11 protein-coding genes are annotated in these 21,211 nt (G+C 40.3%); 9 read left to right on the forward strand and 2 right to left on the reverse strand.

Annotation, left to right across the window (positions count from 1 at the left end; translation table 11 throughout):
• Positions 1-8 precede the first annotated feature (8 nt).
• The 6 genes from IPJ16_17765 to IPJ16_17790 all read left to right on the forward strand — a co-directional run bounded on the left by IPJ16_17765 (position 9) and on the right by IPJ16_17790 (position 14,837).
• Positions 9-3,491, forward strand: coding sequence for a hypothetical protein (locus IPJ16_17765; GenBank protein ID MBK7629015.1), 3,483 nt, complete (start codon positions 9-11; stop codon positions 3,489-3,491).
• 145 nt (positions 3,492-3,636) lie between these two features.
• On the forward strand, positions 3,637-5,121 hold the full coding sequence (locus tag IPJ16_17770; GenBank protein MBK7629016.1) for a TolC family protein: 1,485 nt from the start codon (positions 3,637-3,639) through the stop codon (positions 5,119-5,121).
• A gap of 18 nt (positions 5,122-5,139) precedes the next feature.
• The gene (locus tag IPJ16_17775; GenBank protein MBK7629017.1) at positions 5,140-6,192 is read left to right on the forward strand and encodes an efflux RND transporter periplasmic adaptor subunit; all 1,053 of its coding nucleotides are present in this window, start codon (positions 5,140-5,142) and stop codon (positions 6,190-6,192) included.
• A 5-nt stretch (positions 6,193-6,197) separates the two neighbouring features.
• On the forward strand, positions 6,198-9,332 hold the full coding sequence (locus IPJ16_17780) for an efflux RND transporter permease subunit (GenBank protein ID MBK7629018.1): 3,135 nt from the start codon (positions 6,198-6,200) through the stop codon (positions 9,330-9,332).
• Positions 9,333-9,348: 16 nt separating this feature from the next.
• Entirely contained in the window at positions 9,349-14,124 is a 4,776-nt protein-coding gene (locus IPJ16_17785) for an efflux RND transporter permease subunit (GenBank protein MBK7629019.1), read from the forward strand.
• A complete protein-coding gene (locus tag IPJ16_17790) occupies positions 14,121-14,837 on the forward strand; it encodes a hypothetical protein (GenBank protein MBK7629020.1) in 717 nt (238 codons plus the stop codon). The genes IPJ16_17785 and IPJ16_17790 overlap by 4 nt, the downstream gene beginning before the upstream one ends.
• A 163-nt stretch (positions 14,838-15,000) precedes the next feature.
• Here IPJ16_17790 and IPJ16_17795 read toward each other — a convergent pair whose 3' ends face one another.
• Positions 15,001-15,912, reverse strand: a complete 912-nt coding sequence (locus IPJ16_17795) for a radical SAM protein (GenBank protein ID MBK7629021.1) — start codon at positions 15,910-15,912, stop codon at positions 15,001-15,003.
• 128 nt (positions 15,913-16,040) lie between these two features.
• Here IPJ16_17795 and rimP point away from each other — a divergent pair, with 128 nt between their 5' ends.
• The 3 genes from rimP (at position 16,041) to infB (ending at position 20,832) form a co-directional block, all read left to right on the forward strand.
• A complete protein-coding gene (rimP, locus tag IPJ16_17800) occupies positions 16,041-16,493 on the forward strand; it encodes a ribosome assembly cofactor RimP (GenBank protein ID MBK7629022.1) in 453 nt (150 codons plus the stop codon).
• Between the two features lie 20 nt (positions 16,494-16,513).
• Positions 16,514-17,752, forward strand: a complete 1,239-nt coding sequence (nusA, locus tag IPJ16_17805) for a transcription termination/antitermination protein NusA (GenBank protein ID MBK7629023.1) — start codon at positions 16,514-16,516, stop codon at positions 17,750-17,752.
• 62 nt (positions 17,753-17,814) lie between these two features.
• On the forward strand, positions 17,815-20,832 hold the full coding sequence (gene infB / locus IPJ16_17810) for a translation initiation factor IF-2 (protein ID MBK7629024.1): 3,018 nt from the start codon (positions 17,815-17,817) through the stop codon (positions 20,830-20,832).
• Here the strand turns inward: infB and gcvH are convergent.
• Entirely contained in the window at positions 20,827-21,201 is a 375-nt protein-coding gene (gcvH, locus tag IPJ16_17815) for a glycine cleavage system protein GcvH (GenBank protein ID MBK7629025.1), read from the reverse strand. The genes infB and gcvH overlap by 6 nt on opposite strands.
• Between the last annotated feature and the right edge of the window lie 10 nt (positions 21,202-21,211).

Raw genomic sequence — 21,211 nt, forward strand, 5'->3', positions numbered from 1 at the left:
ATAAGATTATGTCACTCATTCATAACATAGGTACGGTTGCACGGTATGAAGCAAAAACACTCCGGAGAAGCTGGTTTTTCAGACTTTTTTCTTTGGGAGCATTGTTCATCTTCACCTTTTTGAATATCGGCCTTTTTTCACCAATCGGAGATGAATCGTGGGACCTGGTTTCAATCTCCTCCTCAGTCCCGCTAATTAACCTTTATCTTCTTAATATAGGTCAGGCTATTGTTGTAATATTTCTGGCTGCAGATTTTCTGAAGAGAGATAAGAAACTCGATACGAATGAAGTTTTATACACAAGATCAATGTCTAACTTCGAATATGTTATCGGGAAAACCTGGGGTATTCTTCGTCTCTTTCTTGGTCTCGATCTGATCATTCTCGCTATCGGACTTCTGATGAATATCATATCGAAAACAATGTCGATAGATTACATGGCTTATGTAGCATATTTGCTGATCATATGTGTTCCAACTATAGTATTCAGTCTGGGTCTGGCATTTGTTCTGATGTCGGTTATAAGAAATCAGGCGATTACATTTCTTCTTCTTCTTGGCATAGCCGCACTGAACATGTTCTACCTGTGGTTCAGGCTTGGATCAATATTTGACTACTCTGCCTTTGGTCTGCCGGTTTTCAAATCGGATGTTATCGGATTCTCAAACCTCAGCTTCATCATAAACCAGCGACTGCTCTATTTTTTCCTTGGAATGGCACTGGTACTGGCAACTGTACTTCTTTTTAAAAGGCTTCCCCAGTCGAGGGCGCACAGGATCTTCACGATTGTATTCATGATTATTTTTACAATTGCTGCAGGATACTGCGGATATAACACCTATGCTGCATATGCCAAAGGAGTAAGCGATAAAGAGGCAGTAATAGAGACAAATAAAAAGTTCGAAAACAGGAATTTTGCAAGTACCACAAATGTATCTATTAATGTTGCCCATAAAGGAGAATCCATAGAGGCAGAGACTAAAATCACTTTTATAAATGATAACAGGGAACCTCTTGACACTTACCTGTTCTCATTAAATCCTTCGCTAAATGTTATAAATGTCAATTCCGCCGGAAAAGACATGAAATTCACAAAGACAAATCATATAATTGAGATTGATCCCGGGAAACCGCTCAACCCGGGAGAGACCGACAGTGTCACAATTACATATGCAGGTTCAATACTGGAATCATTCTGTTACCCTAATTACAGCGACAACATGAAAGAAAACCAGTACCGTATTGCAATGCTTAATGTTAACAAACGACAGGCCTTCCTTGAGGAAAAGTATTTGTTACTAACACCTGAAACACACTGGTATCCTGTTACTTCGCTTAACTACTATCCTTCAAATCCGGCCAGGATTAAAATTGACTTCAGCAATTATTCCCTGAGAGTTAAGGATGAACCGGGAATGACTGCTGTTTCACAGGGAAGGAAAAATATTGTTGATGGACACAGCATCTTCTCGCCCGACACTCCTCTCACCGGACTTACACTTGCAATAGGAAATTATATGTCGGACACACTGAAAGTTGACTCCGTTGAATATATAACATATCACTTCCCCGGCCATGATTATTATAAAAAGGACCTTTCAGAGATCAGTGACACTCTGAAAAATCTCGTTTCGGGAATTATGAGAGAGCTTGAAACAAATTTTTCTACAAAATATCCGTTTAAGACACTTAGTCTGGCAGAAGTGCCTGTTCAGTTCTTCTCATATCCAAAATCAAGCACACAGACCAGGGCAGAGGTCCAGCCTTCACTCGTTTTACTTCCTGAAAAATTATCAACTCTTGATAACGCCGGATTCCTTAAACAATTTACAAGACAAAAGAAAAGGATGGCCAGACAAAACCAGGTCATAACAGATAAAGAACTGCAGGTCAGACTCTTTAATAACTTCATTCGGAATACTTTTATTAGCGGAGAGAACTACAGGTTTGTAAACGGTGTAGCAGCAAATGAACCGACAAGATATCGTCTGGGACCAAGTTTCTATTTTTTCAAGAATAATTTTTATTCATCTGAATATCCGGTAATTAATGCGGTTTTCGAATCTCATCTGCAAAAACTGCTCCAGCAGGGTCCGCGTGGAGGTTTCCAGGAGATGTCGGGTATGCTGTCGGAGAATGACAGAGCAAATCTGATACTGAAAGAGTATAGTTTTAAGGAGTTATTGAAGAAAAATCCGGCAGGAGATACAATTAGAACAGTATTAACCGTAAAAGGCGACTGGTTCTTTAACCTGCTCAGATCAAAAGCCGGTATTGAGGAATTCAAGACCTGGTTTTCGCAATACACTGACAAACAGTCGTTTAAACATGTTGATATTCAGCAATTTAATGCAGACGTAAAGGAGAAATTCGGATTTGAGTTCTATCCCTATCTAAATGACTGGTTCAATGGTAAGGAACAGCCGGGATTTCTGTTTGACAAACTTAGCGTTTCAGAGATAGTAGTCGGAGACAGATCAAGGTACCAGGTAACTTTCATTGCCTCCAATCCGGAACCGGTCCCCGGCCTATTCAATGTCGCTTTCAGAACAGGCGGACCAGGTGGTGCCGGAAGAGGAGGAATGCAAACTACAATGACATTTCAGGGAGGCGGAAGGGGTGGTATAACAATATCAACTCAGGGAAGAGGAATGGAGGCTGCCGATATCTCTAAAATAATCTTTATGGGACCCGGAGAAGCACGAAGAATTGGAATTGTTCTCGATGCACAACCCAGGGCTATGCTTGTTAACACCTTATTTTCCAAAAACATACCGGGAGAAATTAATATGCCGGTATCTGAAATAATAAAATCAAAGAGCAGTACAAAAGAATTCTCCGGAGAAGAGCTTCTTCCTAAAATTCCTGATTTCACCGATCCGTCAGTGATTATTGTTGATAATGAGGACAGCAGCTTCATATCCAGTAAACAAAATACAGTAAGCCCGCTGAAAAAATTGCTTGGAATTGAAAACAGACGAGGAAAGACTTATCAGGCAGTAAGTATGTGGAATATTCCGGAATACTGGCAGCCGGTAGTACTATCTACCTATTACGGAAAATATATTCTGTCGTCGGTATATACAAGGGCAGGAACAGGTGATAAGTCCATATCCTGGACAACAATTATAAAAGAGCCTGATTATTATGATATATACTGCTATATCGGTAAAACTGTAAATAATATGATGATTCGTGGCGGGCGGGCAGGTGCCGGGCCTGGCGGACCTGGAGGACAAGGTGGCCCGGGTGGTCCGGGAGGACAAGCAGGTGGGCAGCCCGCAGAGAGTCCTTATAAGGATATGCATTACAAAATTTACCACGACGAAGGGGTTGAAGAGATAACACTCGACTATGAAAATGCTGAGGGGGGTTGGAATAACCTGGGAAGATATTACCTCTCTCCTGATACAGCAAAGGTTGTCTTGACTAACCAGTCTTCGGGAAGAATTGTAATTGGAGATGCGATTAAATGGGTGAAGCAGAATTAGATAAAGACAAAGGACAAAAGCAAAAAAAGCGTAGAGCGTAGAGCGTAAAGCCTAGTTTGGGAGAAATGAACTCCGTGTAACTCTGTGGTACTCTGTGTAACTCTGTGTTAAAAAGGATTTGAGTATTTAGAATAAACATCATAATATGAAACACTTTGGAAGAATGAACAAAACAATAGTCGGAACAATGCTCCTGATTTTTTTCTTCAGTTATTCAGGTATTTCCCAGCAGGGACTTACGCTTGAACAAGCACTTAACGTTGCAGAGCTGAATAGTCCGACAATGAAGAAGACAAGACTTAACTTAATCAGAAGCCAGGAGAATCTTAATGCGCAGAATGCTTCTCTTAAGTCGAATTTTTCACTTACTCTGAATCCAATTGGGTATACCCAGAACAGGGAATTTAACGATCTTATCTCAAAGTGGAATTCAAGATCTACAACTGAGAGTTATGGCAATTTTACTGTTTCGCAACCAATTGTTCTGACTGATGCAAGGGTATCACTTACCAACAGGTTCGGCTACAAAGATTCTTATAGTGAATACTCGGGGATTACAACAAAAGGATTCAGCAATAACCTGTCGCTCAATCTTGATCAGCCGCTATTCACATACAACAGGACGAAGTTACAGCTGAAAGAGCTGCAGTTATCTCTGGAGAATTCTCAGCTAAGTTATGCGATACAGCTTCTGGCTCTTGAGAGACAGGTAGCACAGGCTTTCTATTATGTGTATCAGCAGCAGCAGAGCCTCGATATAGCAAATCAGGCGTACCAGAATATGCAGAAGAGTTATGAGGTATCGAAAAATAAAGTTGATGCAGGGATCTCGGCCAGGGAGGAGATGTTCCAGGCAGAACTAAACCTTGCTACAACAAAATCTGATTTTGAAAATAAGCAGGTAACCCTGGAAAATGCAAAGGATGATTTTAAACTTCTGATAGGGATGAGTCTTTATGATGACCTTCTGGTTATACCCAACATTGCGGTTGATACTGTCGCAGTTGATATAGCTTTTGCAATAGACCAGGGAGTGGCAAACAGGATGGAAATCAGGCAGCGTGAGATTAATATTGAAACATCACAGTTTGACCTGATCCAGACAAAGGCACTTAATGAGTTCAGGGGAAGCCTCGGATTATCGTTGGGTCTTTTTGGTGATAATGAAAAATTCGGAAAAGTATATGACGCTCCAACCGATAATGAAACTGTTTCACTTTCACTCACAATTCCGCTCTGGGACTGGGGAGAAAGAAAATCAAGGATCAAGGCAACAGAGGCGACAATTGAATCTGCAAACATAACCCTTGAAGAAGAGCATAACAACATAATCCTTGGTATAAGAAAAGTATACAGGAACCTTCTGAACCTCCAGAATCAGATTGAGATAGCCCGTCAGTCGGTTACAAATGCCCAGCTGACTTATGATCTAAATCTTGAAAAATACAAAAACGGTGATCTCACAGGTATGGATCTGAATATCTATCAGAATCAGCTCTCGGAGAAACAACTCTCATTTACAAATTCACTCATTTCATATAAGCTTGAATTACTGAATCTTAAAATTCAGACTCTGTATGATTTTGAAAAGAAACAGGGTGTCACACCAAAAATGACTATAGATAATTAACAGATTAAATATTATATAATGAAAAAGAGCATTTTCATAATTGCAGTTGGTTTAATGATAATTGCCGGCTGCGGAAACCAGGATCAGAATCTTACAGCAGATGTTGAAATTCCTGTATCAGTCGAGGATATAAAGCTCAAGTCAATTGAAGAATTCATCAATACGACAGGTACTGCCTTCCCCAAAGGAGAGATCGAACTAAAATCAAAAATAACTGCCTACTATTTTCTTGAAAAGAATCCGCAGACCGGAAGGATGTGGCAGCTTGGTGATAAAGTCAAAGAGGGAACACTAATTGCACGTCTTGAAGATAAAGAATATGTCAATTCAATAAAACTTGAGACTAATCAGCTTAATCTGGAACTTACTGAAAGTGAACTCAAAAAGCAGGAATCTCTTTACGAAAAAGGAGGAGTAACACTCAAAGACCTTAAAACAGCAAGCATCAATTATGCAAATGCCAAAACAACGGTTGAAAACTCAAAACTCCAGCTGGAAAAAACAAGAATTGTAGCCCCTATCGATGGTGTAATAGTTGACCTTCCTTATTATACTCAGGGAACCCAGGTGGAAACTGGAAAAACTATTGCCAAAATCATGGATTACCAGGTTATGTATATGGATGTACAGCTACCCGAAAAATATATTTCAGTTATTAAACCGGGTCAGGTGGTCAAACTTACTAATTATACTATTCCGGAAGATACAATCATTGGAAACATCACTCAGCTATCTCCTGCAATTAATGCTGATACCAGGACATTCAAAGGAAATATCTCGATAAATAATCCAAATCTTCTGCTTCGTCCGGGAATGTTTGTGAAAGCAGATATTATAACAAATCACAAAGATTCGGTTATTGTAATACCAAAAAGTATAATCCTGTCGCGACAGAGAGGTAAAACAGTATTCATCGTCGACAGAGGTGTAGTTGCTGAAAGGATTATTGACACAGGTCTGGAAAATCTGACAGAGGTAGAAGTTACAAGGGGACTTGTTAAAAACGAGAGGGTTGTTACGAGCGGATTTGAGACACTGAGTAACAGGTCGAAGGTAAAAATTATTAAATAACTGACATGAACAGTATTGCCCGATTTGCTGTAAGGTACCCTGTTACAGTATTAATGCTTGTGCTGGGGATAGTTCTTCTTGGATTTATCTCATTCGGTAAACTGGGAACAGATCTTTTTCCTGATCTGAATAATCCAAAGATCTATATTGAGCTGAAAGCAGGTGAAAAGCCTCCTGAAGAGATTGAGAAAAACTATGTTGACCAGATCGAATCTCTCTCAATGCGCCAGAGTGATGTTGTTCAGGTTTCATCAGTATCACAGGTTGGAACTGCAACTATAACTGTAGAATACGACTGGAATAAGGATATGGATGAAGCATTCCTCGATCTCCAGAAAGAACTAAACTCATTCAGCCAGAATTCAGACCTTGAGGATTTTACTATTTCACAGTACGATCCAAACGCTGCTCCGGTTATGATTGTCGGCCTGAAGAATGCCAGCATCACAAATATGGATGATCTCAGGAAAATTGCCGAGAACTATATCCGTAATGAACTTGTAAGGATAGAAGGCGTTGCAGATGTCAAACTTACAGGTGTTGAAGAGAGTGAAGTTGTTATTGAGACCAATAAATATGTCCTTGAATCATTTGGACTTACCTCTGATGCAATCGCTGCCCAGATAAATAATTACAACAGAAACGTTTCGGGAGGTTCAATCGTTGATATGGGTCTTAAATACGTTGTGAAAGGTGTTAGTGTCCTTGAGGATATGACCGACCTAGAGAATATTGTTGTCGGATTTAAACAAACAACTTCAGGCAGCACCACAGCGGCACAAACTTCAGCCACAGGAGGTGTATCGGGAAGAATACCTGTATATCTCCGCGATGTAGCCACTATTAAACTTGCCAACAAGGATCCTGAGAATATTGTAACAATAAACGGCGAAAGGTGTGTTGGTTTATCAATCTATAAAGAGCCGAAATACAATACTGTTGATGCAGTTAAAAGCCTGGAGATTGCAATTACTGATCTTGAGAAAGCCCTCCCGGGTTATGAGTTTATAAGGGTGCAGGATCAGGGAGCCTATATCAACAGTGCGATTGGTGAAGTAAAAAACACCCTGCTGATCGGGATACTTCTTGCTGTATTCGTACTATACATTTTCCTAAGAAGAATAGGCACTACACTGGTTATAAGTGTTGCTATACCTGTATCCATAATTGCAACATTTAACCTGATGTATTTTAATAATCTCACCCTCAATATAATGACTCTTGGGGGACTTGCACTTGGAGCAGGAATGCTTGTCGATAATGCAATAGTTGTTCTCGAAAATATCACCCGCCTGAGGGAAGGAGGCATGTCTCTTAAAGACGCTGTAATTCAAGGTGCCGGAGAAGTAGGCGGAGCTATAACTGCCTCAACTGTAACAACAATCGTTGTATTCCTTCCAATTGTTTATCTGCATGGTGCCTCTGGAGAAATGTTTAAAGATCAGGCATGGACAGTGGCTTTTGCTCTTATATCTTCTCTCCTTGTAGCTATGCTTGTAATCCCTATGCTTGTTTCAACTTTCTTCAGGGATAAAAAAGAGAAAGTACAAACTGCTGCACCTGTTCATTTCACATGGTATGAAAGATTCCTTGAAAGTACAATTGATAAAAGAAATATAATAATCCTGATTTCTGTAATCCTGATGGCAGGAACGGCATTACTAATTCCGCAATTGGGAAGTGAATTTATGCCTAAGTCAGAATCTGCTGAATTTACAGTTGATATTAAACTACCTGAAGGTACTAGCCTCGAACGTACACATAGTACAGCTTCAAAAACCGAAGAGATAATAAGGGGATTGCTTGGCGATAAAATTAAGATGATTTACTGCAAATCGGGTCCGGACAATAATTCGACCCTTGATCAGACATCAGCAAATAAAGGTGAAAACAGCGCATCTCTAAAAGTAATACTGACAAATGATTTTGCTTCCAGAACTGATGAAGTGATTTCCCTGATCGGAAATTACCTTAAAACGATACCGGATATTGAGATCAGCTTCACAAGGGAGGAGACCGCACTCCAGTCATCACTTGGTACTGCTGAAGCACCATTTTCACTCGAAATTTCAGGAGAAGACTATGCCGAGCTCGAAAGGATTGTAAATGAATCTAAGGTTATACTGGCAAATAATCCTGGACTATACAATATCACCACCTCACTTGATGAAGGTACACCTGAGGTTGAAATTGCCATCGACAGATTTAAAACAAGCTATTACAGTGTAACCGTCGAGAGTGTAATTAACCAGATTAAGAGTTATTTATCAGGCTCTGCAGCCGGAAGTTTTGAGAAAGACGGTGAGATGAAAGATATCACAATTAAGCTTGGAGATCTTTCACTGCACCAACTACGCGATCTCATGATTACGGCAGGAAGTGTTAAAGTGCCGCTCAGTGAACTCGCCGAAATAAAAACTATCATAAGCCCCAGAGAGATTACAAGAAGAAACCAGGCAAGGACATGTTATGTATATGCCATGGTAAATGCTAAATCAGCTTTCGATCAGGTGGTAAAAACATCAGAGGCGTCTCTTAAAGAGATCGCACTTCCTGTCGATTACAAGATGGAATTCACCGGAGAGGAACTAAAAAGAAAAGAATCTGTTTCGAACCTTACATTTGCTCTTGTTCTTTCACTTGTACTTGTCTTTATGGTTCTTGCTGCACAGTTTGAATCAGTATTGCAGCCATTCATTATAATGCTCACAATTCCTCTTGCCGGAGTAGGTACAGTACTAACTTTCTTTCTGCTCGACAAGACGTTAAATATGATGGCTTATATAGGCATAATTATGCTTGGAGGAATTGCTGTAAACAATGCTATACTTCTGATTGACAGAATAAATCAGCTCAGGGAGAGTGGTATGCAAAAGAGGAAAGCAATTGTAACTGCCGGGACCCAGAGGATCAGACCGATACTAATGACCAGTCTTACTACAATACTGGCTCTTCTTCCACTTACTATAGGAATAGGCGACAGTGCATCCCTCAGAGCCCCTATGGCACTTGCTGTTATCGGTGGTCTGGTTTCATCCACACTTCTGACTCTTCTTGTGATTCCGTGTGTATACTGGGTTTTTGACAGCTTCAGCAATTGGCTTACAGGTGGGAAGAAAGCGGAAGAACAGCCATTATAATTTTTAAAAGACTAAAATGGACTTTATATTAAAAAGAAGAATTCTGATCATCATGCTTTTTATGGGTATAACCATGCTTGGTTATGTCTCATATAAAAAGCTTGATGTCGAACTGTTCCCTAATGCCCAGTTGCCAGCATTGTTCGTCCAGGTTGGCACTCCTCTCGAAATGGATCCTTCGTATATTGAAGCACAGGCGATTATACCTATTGAAGGGGCTATAGGAACTCTTGAAGGAATAGAGAAGATAGAATCAAATATTTCATCCCGATACGGAACAATAACAATATTTTACAATCAGAATGCCGATCTGAAATATGCCAATCTGAAACTTCAGGAGAAAATTGATATTGTAAAAAACTCTATTCCTGCTGAATTCATAATCAATGTAATTAAGATAGATCTTGAACAGCTTACAAATCAGTTCATGGAACTGCAGGTCAGAGGAGAAGGAGGAATTGACAGAATAAGAAATATTGCCGACAGGGAAATCAAACCTGAACTGGAGAATATCGACGGCATTGCCGGGGTGCAGGTTTATGGTGGTCAGGAAAACTCAATTGAAGTAAGACTGAATGAGAAAGCCTGTAAAGCCAATGGAATCTCAATTAACCAGGTAAGGAACCTTCTGAATAATAACCGGGCCAATAAAACCTTTGCCGGCAAAGTAGTTGATGGAAGTAATGAGTTTTTTGTCAATGTTACCTCTGAGTATACTGATGTAAAAGAAATCGGCGGTATTATTGTAAAATCTCAGGGACCGGTCTTGCTTCGCGATGTGGCAGAGATTTTCTTCGGTGTTAAAGAGCAGAGCTCATACAGCCGTGTAAACGGTCTGGATGCAGTAACAATTACTCTTGTAAATGACAACCAGGCTAATCTGATAGATCTTTCGCATGATGCAATAGATCAGGTAGATGAATTAAACAAAAAACTTGCTTCTTCCGGTGTGGAAATTGTTGTCCAGAACAACAACGCCGAAATAATGGAGAAGAATATCGATGAGATTATAAGTCTTGCGATTACAGGCGGAATCCTCGCAGTACTTATTTTGTGGTTCTTTCTCCGGAACTTCAGGCTGGTGATGATAATTGCAGTATCTATTCCAATATCAGTTTATGCTGCATTCAACTTTTTCTATGCTTTCGATATCTCCATAAACAGCCTTACACTAGTTGGGATGGCGCTAGCCATTGGAATGTTAGTGGACAATTCCGTGGTGGTTCTCGAGAACATATACCGGCTTGCAGGACAGGGCAGGGATCCGGAGACTGCAGTAAAACAAGGCACTTCAGAAGTCTGGAGATCTATTTTTGCCTCTACTCTAACTACAGTAATAGTTTTTCTTCCTTTCATTTTCGCAAGTAATTTTATGGTGAAAATGATTGGGAAAAACATTGGAGTTTCAATAATATCGACTCTTGTTATTTCATTAACAGTAGCCTTGCTTCTGATACCAATGGCTACTTATTTCCTTCTGTCAGCAACATCGAAGGGTGATTCCCAGATATTCAAAAAACTCTCAATTCACGACCGGCTGATACAGGGATACCATCTTGTGCTTAAAGCGAGCATGCGGAAACCTGCAGCAACGATTATTGGGACACTGGTTGTTTTCTTTGCTGCCCTTCTCATTAGTATCACTCTTAGTATAGCAACTACTCAGGAAGTGGAAACGCCAAACTTCAGACTTTCCGTAACAATGCCGGGAGGATCGACACTTGAAAAAACAGATGCTGTAGTTGCTGAAATTGAGTCGCGGCTGGGATCTCTTCCTGAAAAAGAGGATATTGTATCAAGGATTGAAGAAAACAGGGCAACTGTAACAATCAATCTATCAAAGGAATGGGACAAAACCAGTAAAAGGTCGCTTCCTGAAATAAAAAATGACATTTCGGAAAAGACAAAAAATATTTCGTCAGCCGAGATAAGCATGGATGAACTCTCATCAAGCGGAGGTTTTTCAGGTGGCGGAGGCGGCGGAGGAGGCGAGTCCTATAATCCGGGTTCTGATTTTATGAATATGCTAGGACTGGGAACAACCAGAGAGAGTGTTATTATAAAAGGTCAGAATTTTGAACAGATGAAAAATCTGGCCGATGATATTAAGTCGTATATCGATGATCTCTCAACAATTAACAGCTCAAGTTTGAATGTTCAGGATAATAAACCTGAGGTACAACTGCTTTTCGATATGGATTACATCGGCAGGAATAATTTCACTCTTGGAAACATCTCTCAGGCACTCTCTACCTTCGGCCGTGAATACTCCTCAGGTGCCACATTCAAGCAGGGTACCGAGACATATGATATCATGATAAAGTATGCTGAGGAGCCGGGTGCCCCTCAGGAACCACAGGATAAAACAATTGACGATCTGAAGAACCTGGAGGTGAGCGGAACAAATGGCTCGGTTATGGAGATGCAGGAACTTTCAGATATTGTTTTTTCATCAGGCATGGGTAATATTCACCGCGAAAACCAGGAAAAGAGGATCACGGTAACTTATAATTTCAATTCGGAGATAAAAGATTCTAAAGACCTGCTGGAGGGAGCTAGACTTGAGATAGAATCACTTGTCTCCGGACTGAGTATCCCATCAGGAATTGCTGTTGAGATTGTACATGAAGAGAACCAGTTAAAGGATTTCTACTATCTTATTGGTGTGGCATTCCTGCTGATTTTTATGATACTTGCCGCAGTTTTTGAATCACTTGCCACACCCGTGGTTCTGATGTTCAGTATACCTCTGGCTGCCCTCGGTTCGCTTGTTGCCCTGATTCTTACAGGAAATTCTCTTCTGAATGCAAATACCCTTACGGGCTTCCTGATCCTTCTTGGTGTAGTTGTTAATAATGGAATTATCCTTATTGATTATACTAACATACTGAGAAAAAGAGGGAACCGGGTCCAGAGAGCCCTTATGACTGCAGGTGTCTCACGACTTCGTCCTATATTAATTACAGCGGCCACCACAATAGTTGCAATGGTTCCCCTCGCTATGGGACAAGCTGAATATGTTTCGGCAATAGGTGCTGCATTTGCAATAACAGTAATCGGAGGATTGACCTTAAGTACTCTTCTGACACTGATTTTTATACCAACATTTTATATTGGGCTTGAAACAGCGCTGAATTGGTTCTATTCCCAAACCTGGAAAAACAAAACTATCCAGTTTATAGTTTTTGGGATCATGGTCTTTCTAATCTATACCTATATAGACAAGTTCCTGTGGCAGCTTATCACTACAATTCTGGTTGTGATATTAGTCCCGGCTACAACATGGTTCGTAATGAACAGCCTGAGAAAAGCTAAAGAGACAGTTATTGCCCCGGAGGAGAACATCAATATTTATATTCAAAGCCTTGTAAAGATTTATGAAAGGGAGAAAAGATGGTCGAGAGAATGGAAAGCAGGTGCAAAAATCAGAAAAAGATTAGGCCTTGAAAAGGAATTCAGATCATGGAAAGACCTGAGCGAGATAATATGGCAACTACCGCTGCTTGCGTTCATACTATATTTCACGTATTTCTTTCTTGATAAAGGATTCTGGATTTTCCTTTTCAGCATTGCTTCATGGTTCTTCCTTTCGGCAGTATGGACTACTGTAAATAGGTTGCTAACCAATCTTTACTCAGATAACGGGAAGAAATGGTTGAAGAGAGCTACCTCCATAGCTGATTTTGGAGTATTCTGGCTTATTCCGTTTGCCAATCTTGTTTGGTTTCAGATAAAATGGGAGAACATCGTTGTGGTTCTGATTCTCGGATCTCTCTGGTTTACAGGGCTCTTTATCTACAAAACAGGACAGAAGCTTTCTAGAGAAAATATTGATATATACAGACTCGAAGGAAGATTCAGGGGATTACGTAAAACTGTTTACAGAATTGTGGCAGCAGTGCCTCTGATCGGGAAGAAGAAAAAACCTTTTAAAGCCCTTAGCTGTGTCTCACTGAATATCGGAAACGGAATGTTTGGATTGCTGGGGCCAAACGGAGCCGGTAAAACAACATTGATGAGAATCATATGCGGGATTCTGGAACAGAGCTATGGTAAAGTATGGATAAACGGTCTTGATACCCAGAAAATGAGAGAAGAGCTTCAGGGTCTGATTGGCTATCTGCCTCAGGAGTTCGGGAGTTACGAAAACATGACCGCCCATGAGTATCTTCATTATCCGGCAATGCTCAAGAACATCATCGATGCAAAGATTCGCGAAGAAAGAGTGACATATGTGCTTAATGCTGTCCACATGGAGGAGCGAAGGCACGATAAGATCGGATCATATTCAGGCGGAATGAAACAAAGGATGGGTATTGCACAAATCCTCCTCCATCTTCCGCGTATTCTGGTGGTTGATGAACCTACAGCAGGACTCGATCCACGGGAAAGAATCAGATTCAGGAACCTTCTTGTTGAATTAAGCCGTGAAAGAGTTGTTATATTCTCAACACATATCATAGAGGATATCTCCAGTTCCTGTAACCAGGTAGCAGTACTCAATAAAGGGAAGCTCAGGTATTTCGGAAAACCTATTGATATGACTAAGGAGGCCGAGGGACATGTTTGGCAATTCAATATCCCTGCGACTGAGTTTAATAGCTTTGTTGCAACCCACCTTGTGGTGCACCATATGTCAGAAGGCAATAATGTCAGAGTAAGAGTGATTTCCGAATTTTCACCCTGGGAAGGAGCAATAAACACAAGTCCGAATCTCGAAGATGCGTATCTGTGGCTTCTGAGGAGAAAAGACTATCCGGGAAATGGAAATAATGAAACTGTTAAGTCATGAAAGCAAACTATTTAAAGAATTTGTGGGTACTTGTCAGCAGGATGATCATTTATAATCTGAGGATAATCTTTGCAAACAAGTTTATCTGGTTTCTTGCCGGATCAGTACTTTTTTATCTGGGATTGTCTGTAATATACGTTTTCTCAGAGGATGTTTCAAGGATAAGGGATCTTTACGGAGTATTTCTTTTTTCAGGATTGCTTCTGGTATTCTATCCATCTGCATTTGGCATTCAGAATGACCAGGATGCACGTACCATCGAAATACTTTTCGGGATTCCTAACTACAGGTATAAAGTGTGGCTTGTCAGGATTGTACTGATTTTTGTTATTTCTTTTCTCATTATGCTTGTTTTTACTTTTCTGGCATCAGTACTAATAGTAAAATTCAGAATCTTCAGTGTAACTGCACAGATTATGGTCCCGGTTATTTTCCTTGGCATGATGGCATTCATGCTTTCTACTGTTGTTCGTAACGGGAACGGAACAGCAGTGATTATGATCATTTTCGGGTTGATTTTCATGATACTTTCTGATTTCCTGCGGAAGAGTCAATGGAATGTTTTCCTTAATCCCTATGAATTGCCATACGATGTCAGTGAGACCACCTGGGCTATAATCACACTTAAAAATCGTATTATCCTGATCACAGGATCAATAGTGTTCTTACTGGCTGCGCTGTTTAATCTGCAGAAAAGGGAAAAATTCATGTGATTATAATATTCCGTCGGTTAAAACCGACGGCAATTTGGAGCCATGGTTTATATGATTCTGTGTCCAAATTGCCGTTGGCTTTAAAAACTCCAGACTCTCATATAATATTGCAATTTTATTCTGTTTCCAAATTGCCGTTGGCTTCAGCCAACGGTTCCAATTATCATTCAAATGGATGTTCTTTACTAAAATCAGGCCTGTAACTTACATTGCTTTCCATGTCCTGAATGTACCCGTTTCTGAAGCCCAGGCGTTCCATCTCTTCCACAACAGATTCGTATTCTTCTTTATAGAGCAGCCTGCCAATAGAAGGATGAGTCTCTGCGAGCCATTCAGGGTGGTACTGCGACATAAGTGATATATGAACCCCTGTTGAGATCTCTTCTGCAATTGATCTTAAAACTTTCATGCTCTCTTCTGCATAACCTGGCAGAACAAGATGCCTTATCAGGATACCGTTTTCAGCCTTGCCTCTTTCATCGGTTCTCAGCGTTGAACCTTTCTGATAATACATCTCCCTGATTGCTTTTAAAGCTACTTCAGGATAATCATGAGCCCCTGAGAACTCAGCAGCCAGTGCAGGTGTAACATATTTGTAATCGGGAAGATAAACATCAATTAATCCCTCAAGACTTCTTAAAGTGTCAGCTTTGTCGTAGCTGTTTGTATTATAGACAATAACCGGTTTAAGGCCCTTTTCATGCAGGCCTTCAATTATTGCCCTAACATTATGAACCATATGGGAAGGAGAGACAAACCCGACTGAATCTGTTCCCTGCGAAATTATCTCCGAGATCTGATTCAGCAGATCAGGCAAATCAACTGCTGCTTTCCTGAAAGATAAAGAATTCTGGCTTATTTCATGATTCTGGCAATATATGCAGCGCAGGTTACAGCCAGCAAAAAAAATATTACATATTCCATCTGCTCCGCTTATTAAAGGCTCCTCTCCCCTGTGAAGACAAACCGATGCAATATTCAGTCCCGCATCTGTCCCGCAATAACCTTTCTCACCATCTATTCTGTTAACCCGGCACTCCCTGGGACATATTGTACAACTTTGAAGCACAAGCATAAAACAACAACATTAATGATAAAAATTTTTGTAATATAATAAAAATATGTACCTTTGCATCCGAATTGAGGCGCAGTTGAGTATATAAGGGGACCAGAGTCCCCTATTTTGTTCGCAGTTTTTTACAAATGATAGAGAAACAGGACATACAGGGAATAGTTGATGAGTTCATTAAAGGGACTGATCTGTTTATTGTTGCTGTAAAGGTAAGCAGTGCAAACAGAATCACAATCCTTGCTGATACAAAAAACGGTATTACAATTGATGAATGCGCTTCAATACACAGGCATGTTGAAAACAGTCTTGACCGCGATAAAGAGGATTTTGAACTGCAGGTATCTTCACCCGGACTTGATTTACCATTCGGTGTTATTGAGCAGTATTACAAGAACGAAGGAAAAAAGGTTGAAGTGATTGATAATGAAGGTTCAAAGTTTACCGGGAAACTTAAGAATATTACAACCGGGGGATTTGAGCTTGAGACTGAGGTAAAAGTAAAGGGAAAAACTAAAGAATTGAAAGATATGTCTTTCAATTTCGAGCAGATAAAATCAACAAGAGTTATTTTAACAATTAAGTAATAATAAGAGGTTTACGCCAAATGGAAAACGTTAATTTGATCGACACCTTTTCTGAGTTCAAAGAGCTGAAGAACATTGACCGCCCAACAATGATGAGCGTTCTTGAGGATGTTTTCAGGAGTATGCTGGCAAAAAGGTACGGTTCGGCAGACAATTTTGACATCATTGTCAATATCGATAAAGGTGACTTCGAAATATGGAGAAACAGGGTTGTGGTTGAGGATGATGAATTAACCGATCCTGTTATACAGATACCTCTTTCAAAAGCCAAGATGATTGATGAGGATTATGAAGTTGGCGAAGAGGTCTCTGATGAAGTAAAATTTCTTGACTTCGGAAGAAGGGCTATTTTATCGCTCAGGCAGAATCTGACCGCCAGAATTCTTGACCTTGAAAAGAATAATATCTACATTAAATACAAAGACCGTATCGGTGAGATAGTTACCGGTGAGGTTTACCAGGTCTGGAAAAGAGAAATTCTCGTGCTTGATGATGACGGGAATGAGCTCATTCTTCCCAAAAGCGAACAGATTCCTTCAGATCATTTCCGTAAGGGTGACTCAATAAGGGCAGTTGTTATTAAGGTTGAAATGAGGAACAATACTCCTTTCATTATACTCAGCCGCACATCGCCTGTCTTCCTAGAAAGATTGTTCGAACTTGAAGTCCCTGAGATCTTTGATGGCCTTATAACAATCAAAAAGATTGTCAGGGTTCCTGGCGAACGTGCTAAAGTAGCTGTTGAATCTTACGACGAAAGAATCGACCCTGTCGGAGCATGTGTAGGTATGAAAGGATCAAGGATTCACGGCATTGTAAGGGAACTGAGAAACGAGAATATCGATGTAATTAATTATACATCAAACAATCAGCTTTTCATTCAGCGTGCCCTCAGCCCTGCAAAAATCACCTCAATCAAAATTGATGAGGTTACAATGAGAGCAAATATCTATCTCAAGCCAAACGAAGTTTCGCTGGCAATCGGTAAAGGTGGACTTAACATTAAACTCGCAAGCCAGCTTACCGGATATGAGATTGATGTATACAGAGAGCCGGGTGGCGAAGATGAGGAAGATGTTAATCTTGAAGAATTTGGCGATGAAATAGAAGACTGGATCATAGAGGAACTTAAAGCTATCGGCTGCGATACAGCAAGAAGCGTTCTGAACCTTTCTATAAGCGATCTTGTTAAACGTACTGACCTTGAAGAGGAGACTGTTAAGGAAGTAGTTAACATACTCAGAGCCGAATTTGAATAAAAGCTATATATCAACCATAATACAGGTTATCTTACAAGTTTTAATAAAGGCAAGGCATATTTATGACAGAGGATATTAAGGTTACAAGATTAAGTAAAGCAGCCCGCGAATTTAATGTGGGAATATCCACTATTGTGGAATTTCTGCACAAGAAAGGGTTTGATCTTGATCCCAATCCAAATACTAAACTTCCGCATGAAGCTTACATTCTGCTTGTTAAAGAGTATAGTACAGATATCAGTGTAAAGAAAGAGTCTGAAAAACTTATCCTGAAAGATCTTCACAGAAAAAAAGAGTCTGTTTCAATTGAAGACTTTTCTGAGAAAGGCGAATCAGAAGACACCGAGAAAGATGAAGATATTCTTGTTAAAGATTCTTCAGGGACAAAGACTACTGTTGATATCAGAACAGAGATCAAAAAACCTGATATCAAACTTGTTGGTAAAATTGATCTTGAAAAGACAATGAAACCACCGGTTGCTGAAAAACCTGCAGCACCAAAAGAAGAGCCTGTCAAAAAGAGTGAAGAGCCGAAATCTGAAACAAAAACAGTTGAGAAGAAGAAAGCCGCTCCTGTTAAAGAGACTCCTCCTGAGGAGCCTGTTGCAGAAAAGAAAGTAAAATCAAATATTGATCTCCATATAGTCGGGAAAATTGATCTCGATTCTCTGTCAAAAGAGACAAAGCCTTCAAGAAAAGAGGAATCTAAAGAGAAACCAAAAGAAAAGGCAAAGGAGAAGGAAAAGGAAAAAGTTGCTGAAAAAACTCAGCCATCAAAAGAGGAACCTGTTAAGGAGAAGAAGAAAGAGCCTGCAGTTGTAAAAGAAGTTGTTCCCGAACCTGTAGCTGAGGAAGCGACAATCGATGATATAATTGAAGACATTCTTATCCCGGAACCTGAAGAGGATATAGTCGCTCTTTATAAGACAGACTTTAAAAAACTTGAAGGGCCAAGAGTAGTCGGAAGAATTGATCTTCCGGTTGAAGAGAAGAAAAAATCAACTCCTTTCCAGCCTGTCAGAGTTGGCGGAGATTCAGATTTCAGAAGAAAGAAAAGAAGAAAGAGAATCCTCAAAGAGCAGGAGGTTAAGCCTGTTGTTAAACCTGTTATTACTGAAAAGAAAGACATCAAACCAGGTGCAAAAAAAGTCGTTAAAAAGAGACCTATCAGAGCAGATGTCAATGAGGAAGAAGTTCAGAAGCAGATTAAAGAAACACTTGCACGCTTAACTACAAAAGGAAAATCAAAGGGATCGAGATACAGAAGGGAAAAGAGAGAAGCCATAAGTCAGAAACACCAGGAGGTAGCTGACAAGCTCGAACTCGACAAGAATATTCTTAAAGTTACAGAGTTTGTATCAGTAAACGAGCTGGCCTCGATGATGAATATTGCTGTAACCGAAATCATATCAACATGTATGAGTCTTGGCCTGTTTGTTTCTATCAACCAGCGTCTTGATGCTGAAACCATGGCTCTTCTTGCTGATGAATTCGGTTTCAAGGTTGAATTTGTGAGTGCTGAATTGCAGGAAGCTGTAAAAGAGGAGGAAGATGACGAGGAAGATCTCAAACCGAGACCGCCTATTGTTACTGTTATGGGTCACGTTGACCATGGTAAAACAAAACTTCTCGACTATATCAGAAATGCAAACGTAATTGCAGGTGAAGCCGGAGGTATTACCCAGCATATCGGGGCATACGGTGTAATCCTGCCAGATGGACGTCAGATAACATTCCTCGATACACCTGGTCACGAAGCATTTACTGCCATGCGTGCCCGCGGTGCACAGATTACCGATATCGCTATAATTGTTGTTGCTGCTGATGACGGTATAATGCCACAGACAAAAGAAGCTATCAATCACGCTTCTGCAGCAGGTGTCCCAATTATTTTTGCAATAAACAAGATAGATAAGCCAACATCAAATCCTGAAAAAATTAAGGAGACACTCGCCGGAATGAACTACCTGGTAGAAGACTGGGGAGGTAAGTATCAGTCTCAGGAGATCTCGGCAAAGACCGGACTTAACATTGACATCCTTCTAGATAAGATTCTTCTGGAGGCTGAAATGCTTGAGCTTAAGGCTAATCCTGACAAACCGGCAATCGGAACTGTAATTGAATCTTCGCTTGATAAAGGAAGAGGATTTACAGTTACAGTGCTTGTAAAGGCAGGTACATTAAGAATAGGTGATATTGTTCTGGCAGGAAGCTGCTACGGACATGTTAAAGCTATGTACAACGAACGCGGTCACAGGGTCGAAGAAGTTGGTCCGGCTACCCCTACTCTTATTTTAGGTCTTAATGGTGCACCTCAGGCCGGGGACAAATTCAATGTGATGGAGAGCGACCGTGAAGCAAAAGACATTGCGACCAAGAGAGCTCAGCTTCAGAGAGAACAGGGATTACGTACTCAGAAACATATTACACTTGACGAAATAGGCCGTAGAATTGCTATCGGTAACTTCCAGGAACTTAATATTATTGTAAAAGGTGATGTTGACGGATCTGTTGAAGCTTTAAGTGATTCTCTTATCAAACTTTCAACGCCAAAAATACAACTTAATATTATTCACAAGGCTGTTGGACAGATCTCTGAATCAGACGTACTGCTTGCTGCAGCTTCTAACGCTATTATTGTCGGATTCCAGGTGAGACCGTCATTAAGTGCAAGAAAACTGGCAGAAAAAGAAGAGATAGATGTAAGACTCTATTCAATTATCTATAACGCTATTGAAGAGATCAGATCTGCTATGGAAGGTATGCTTATGCCTGAAATGAGAGAAGAGATTGTAGCTACTCTCGAGATACGTGAAGTATTCAAAGTAACCAAAGTGGGTACAGTTGCTGGCTGCTATGTTAAGGAAGGGAAGATTACAAGAAATACCAGGGTAAGAATAATACGCGATGGTATTGTAATCTACACAGGCGAACTCGGATCACTCAAACGATTCAAGGATGATGTGAAAGAGGTTGTCGGTGGTTACGAATGCGGATTAAACATTCACAATTTCAACGACATAAAAATCGGTGACGTAGTTGAAGGATATCAGGAATTTGAAGTAAAACAGACTCTATAATAAAGCTGTATACTTTTCAGCTGAAAGAAGATCATTAACCTCTGACGGATTAGTGATCTTTATTTTTACCATCCACCCGTTGCCATAAGGGTCTTTATTTACAACATCCGGAGTCTCTTCGAGAACAGGATTCACTTCAAGAATCTCTCCGCTCACCGGCATAAACATGTCTGAAACAGTCTTTACTGCTTCAATAGTACCGAAAACTTCTTCTTTTGCGAGAGTTTCCCCGACAGTTTCTATCTCAATAAAAACGATGTCACCCAGTTCTCCCTGAGCAAAGTCAGTTACGCCTATATAACCCATATTTCCTTCAACGCGAAGCCATTCATGGTCTTTGGTGTACAATAAATTTCCGGGAACGTTCATTTTATTATGA

This window comes from Bacteroidales bacterium, assembly GCA_016709865.1.
Taxonomy (GTDB): domain Bacteria; phylum Bacteroidota; class Bacteroidia; order Bacteroidales; family VadinHA17; genus LD21.

Bases quoted from the DNA above. Each gene is read 5' to 3' on its own strand.
- IPJ16_17785 (MBK7629019.1), top strand. From the start codon at position 9,349: ATGGACTTTATATTAAAAAGAAGAATTCTGATCATCATGCTTTTTATG.
- IPJ16_17795 (MBK7629021.1), bottom strand. From the start codon at position 15,912: ATGCTTGTGCTTCAAAGTTGTACAATATGTCCCAGGGAGTGCCGGGTT.
- IPJ16_17790 (MBK7629020.1), top strand. From the start codon at position 14,121: ATGAAAGCAAACTATTTAAAGAATTTGTGGGTACTTGTCAGCAGGATG.
- IPJ16_17765 (MBK7629015.1), top strand. From the start codon at position 9: ATGTCACTCATTCATAACATAGGTACGGTTGCACGGTATGAAGCAAAA.
- IPJ16_17780 (MBK7629018.1), top strand. From the start codon at position 6,198: ATGAACAGTATTGCCCGATTTGCTGTAAGGTACCCTGTTACAGTATTA.
- IPJ16_17775 (MBK7629017.1), top strand. From the start codon at position 5,140: ATGAAAAAGAGCATTTTCATAATTGCAGTTGGTTTAATGATAATTGCC.
- infB (MBK7629024.1), top strand. From the start codon at position 17,815: ATGACAGAGGATATTAAGGTTACAAGATTAAGTAAAGCAGCCCGCGAA.
- rimP (MBK7629022.1), top strand. From the start codon at position 16,041: ATGATAGAGAAACAGGACATACAGGGAATAGTTGATGAGTTCATTAAA.
- gcvH (MBK7629025.1), bottom strand. From the start codon at position 21,201: ATGAACGTTCCCGGAAATTTATTGTACACCAAAGACCATGAATGGCTT.
- nusA (MBK7629023.1), top strand. From the start codon at position 16,514: ATGGAAAACGTTAATTTGATCGACACCTTTTCTGAGTTCAAAGAGCTG.
- IPJ16_17770 (MBK7629016.1), top strand. From the start codon at position 3,637: ATGAAACACTTTGGAAGAATGAACAAAACAATAGTCGGAACAATGCTC.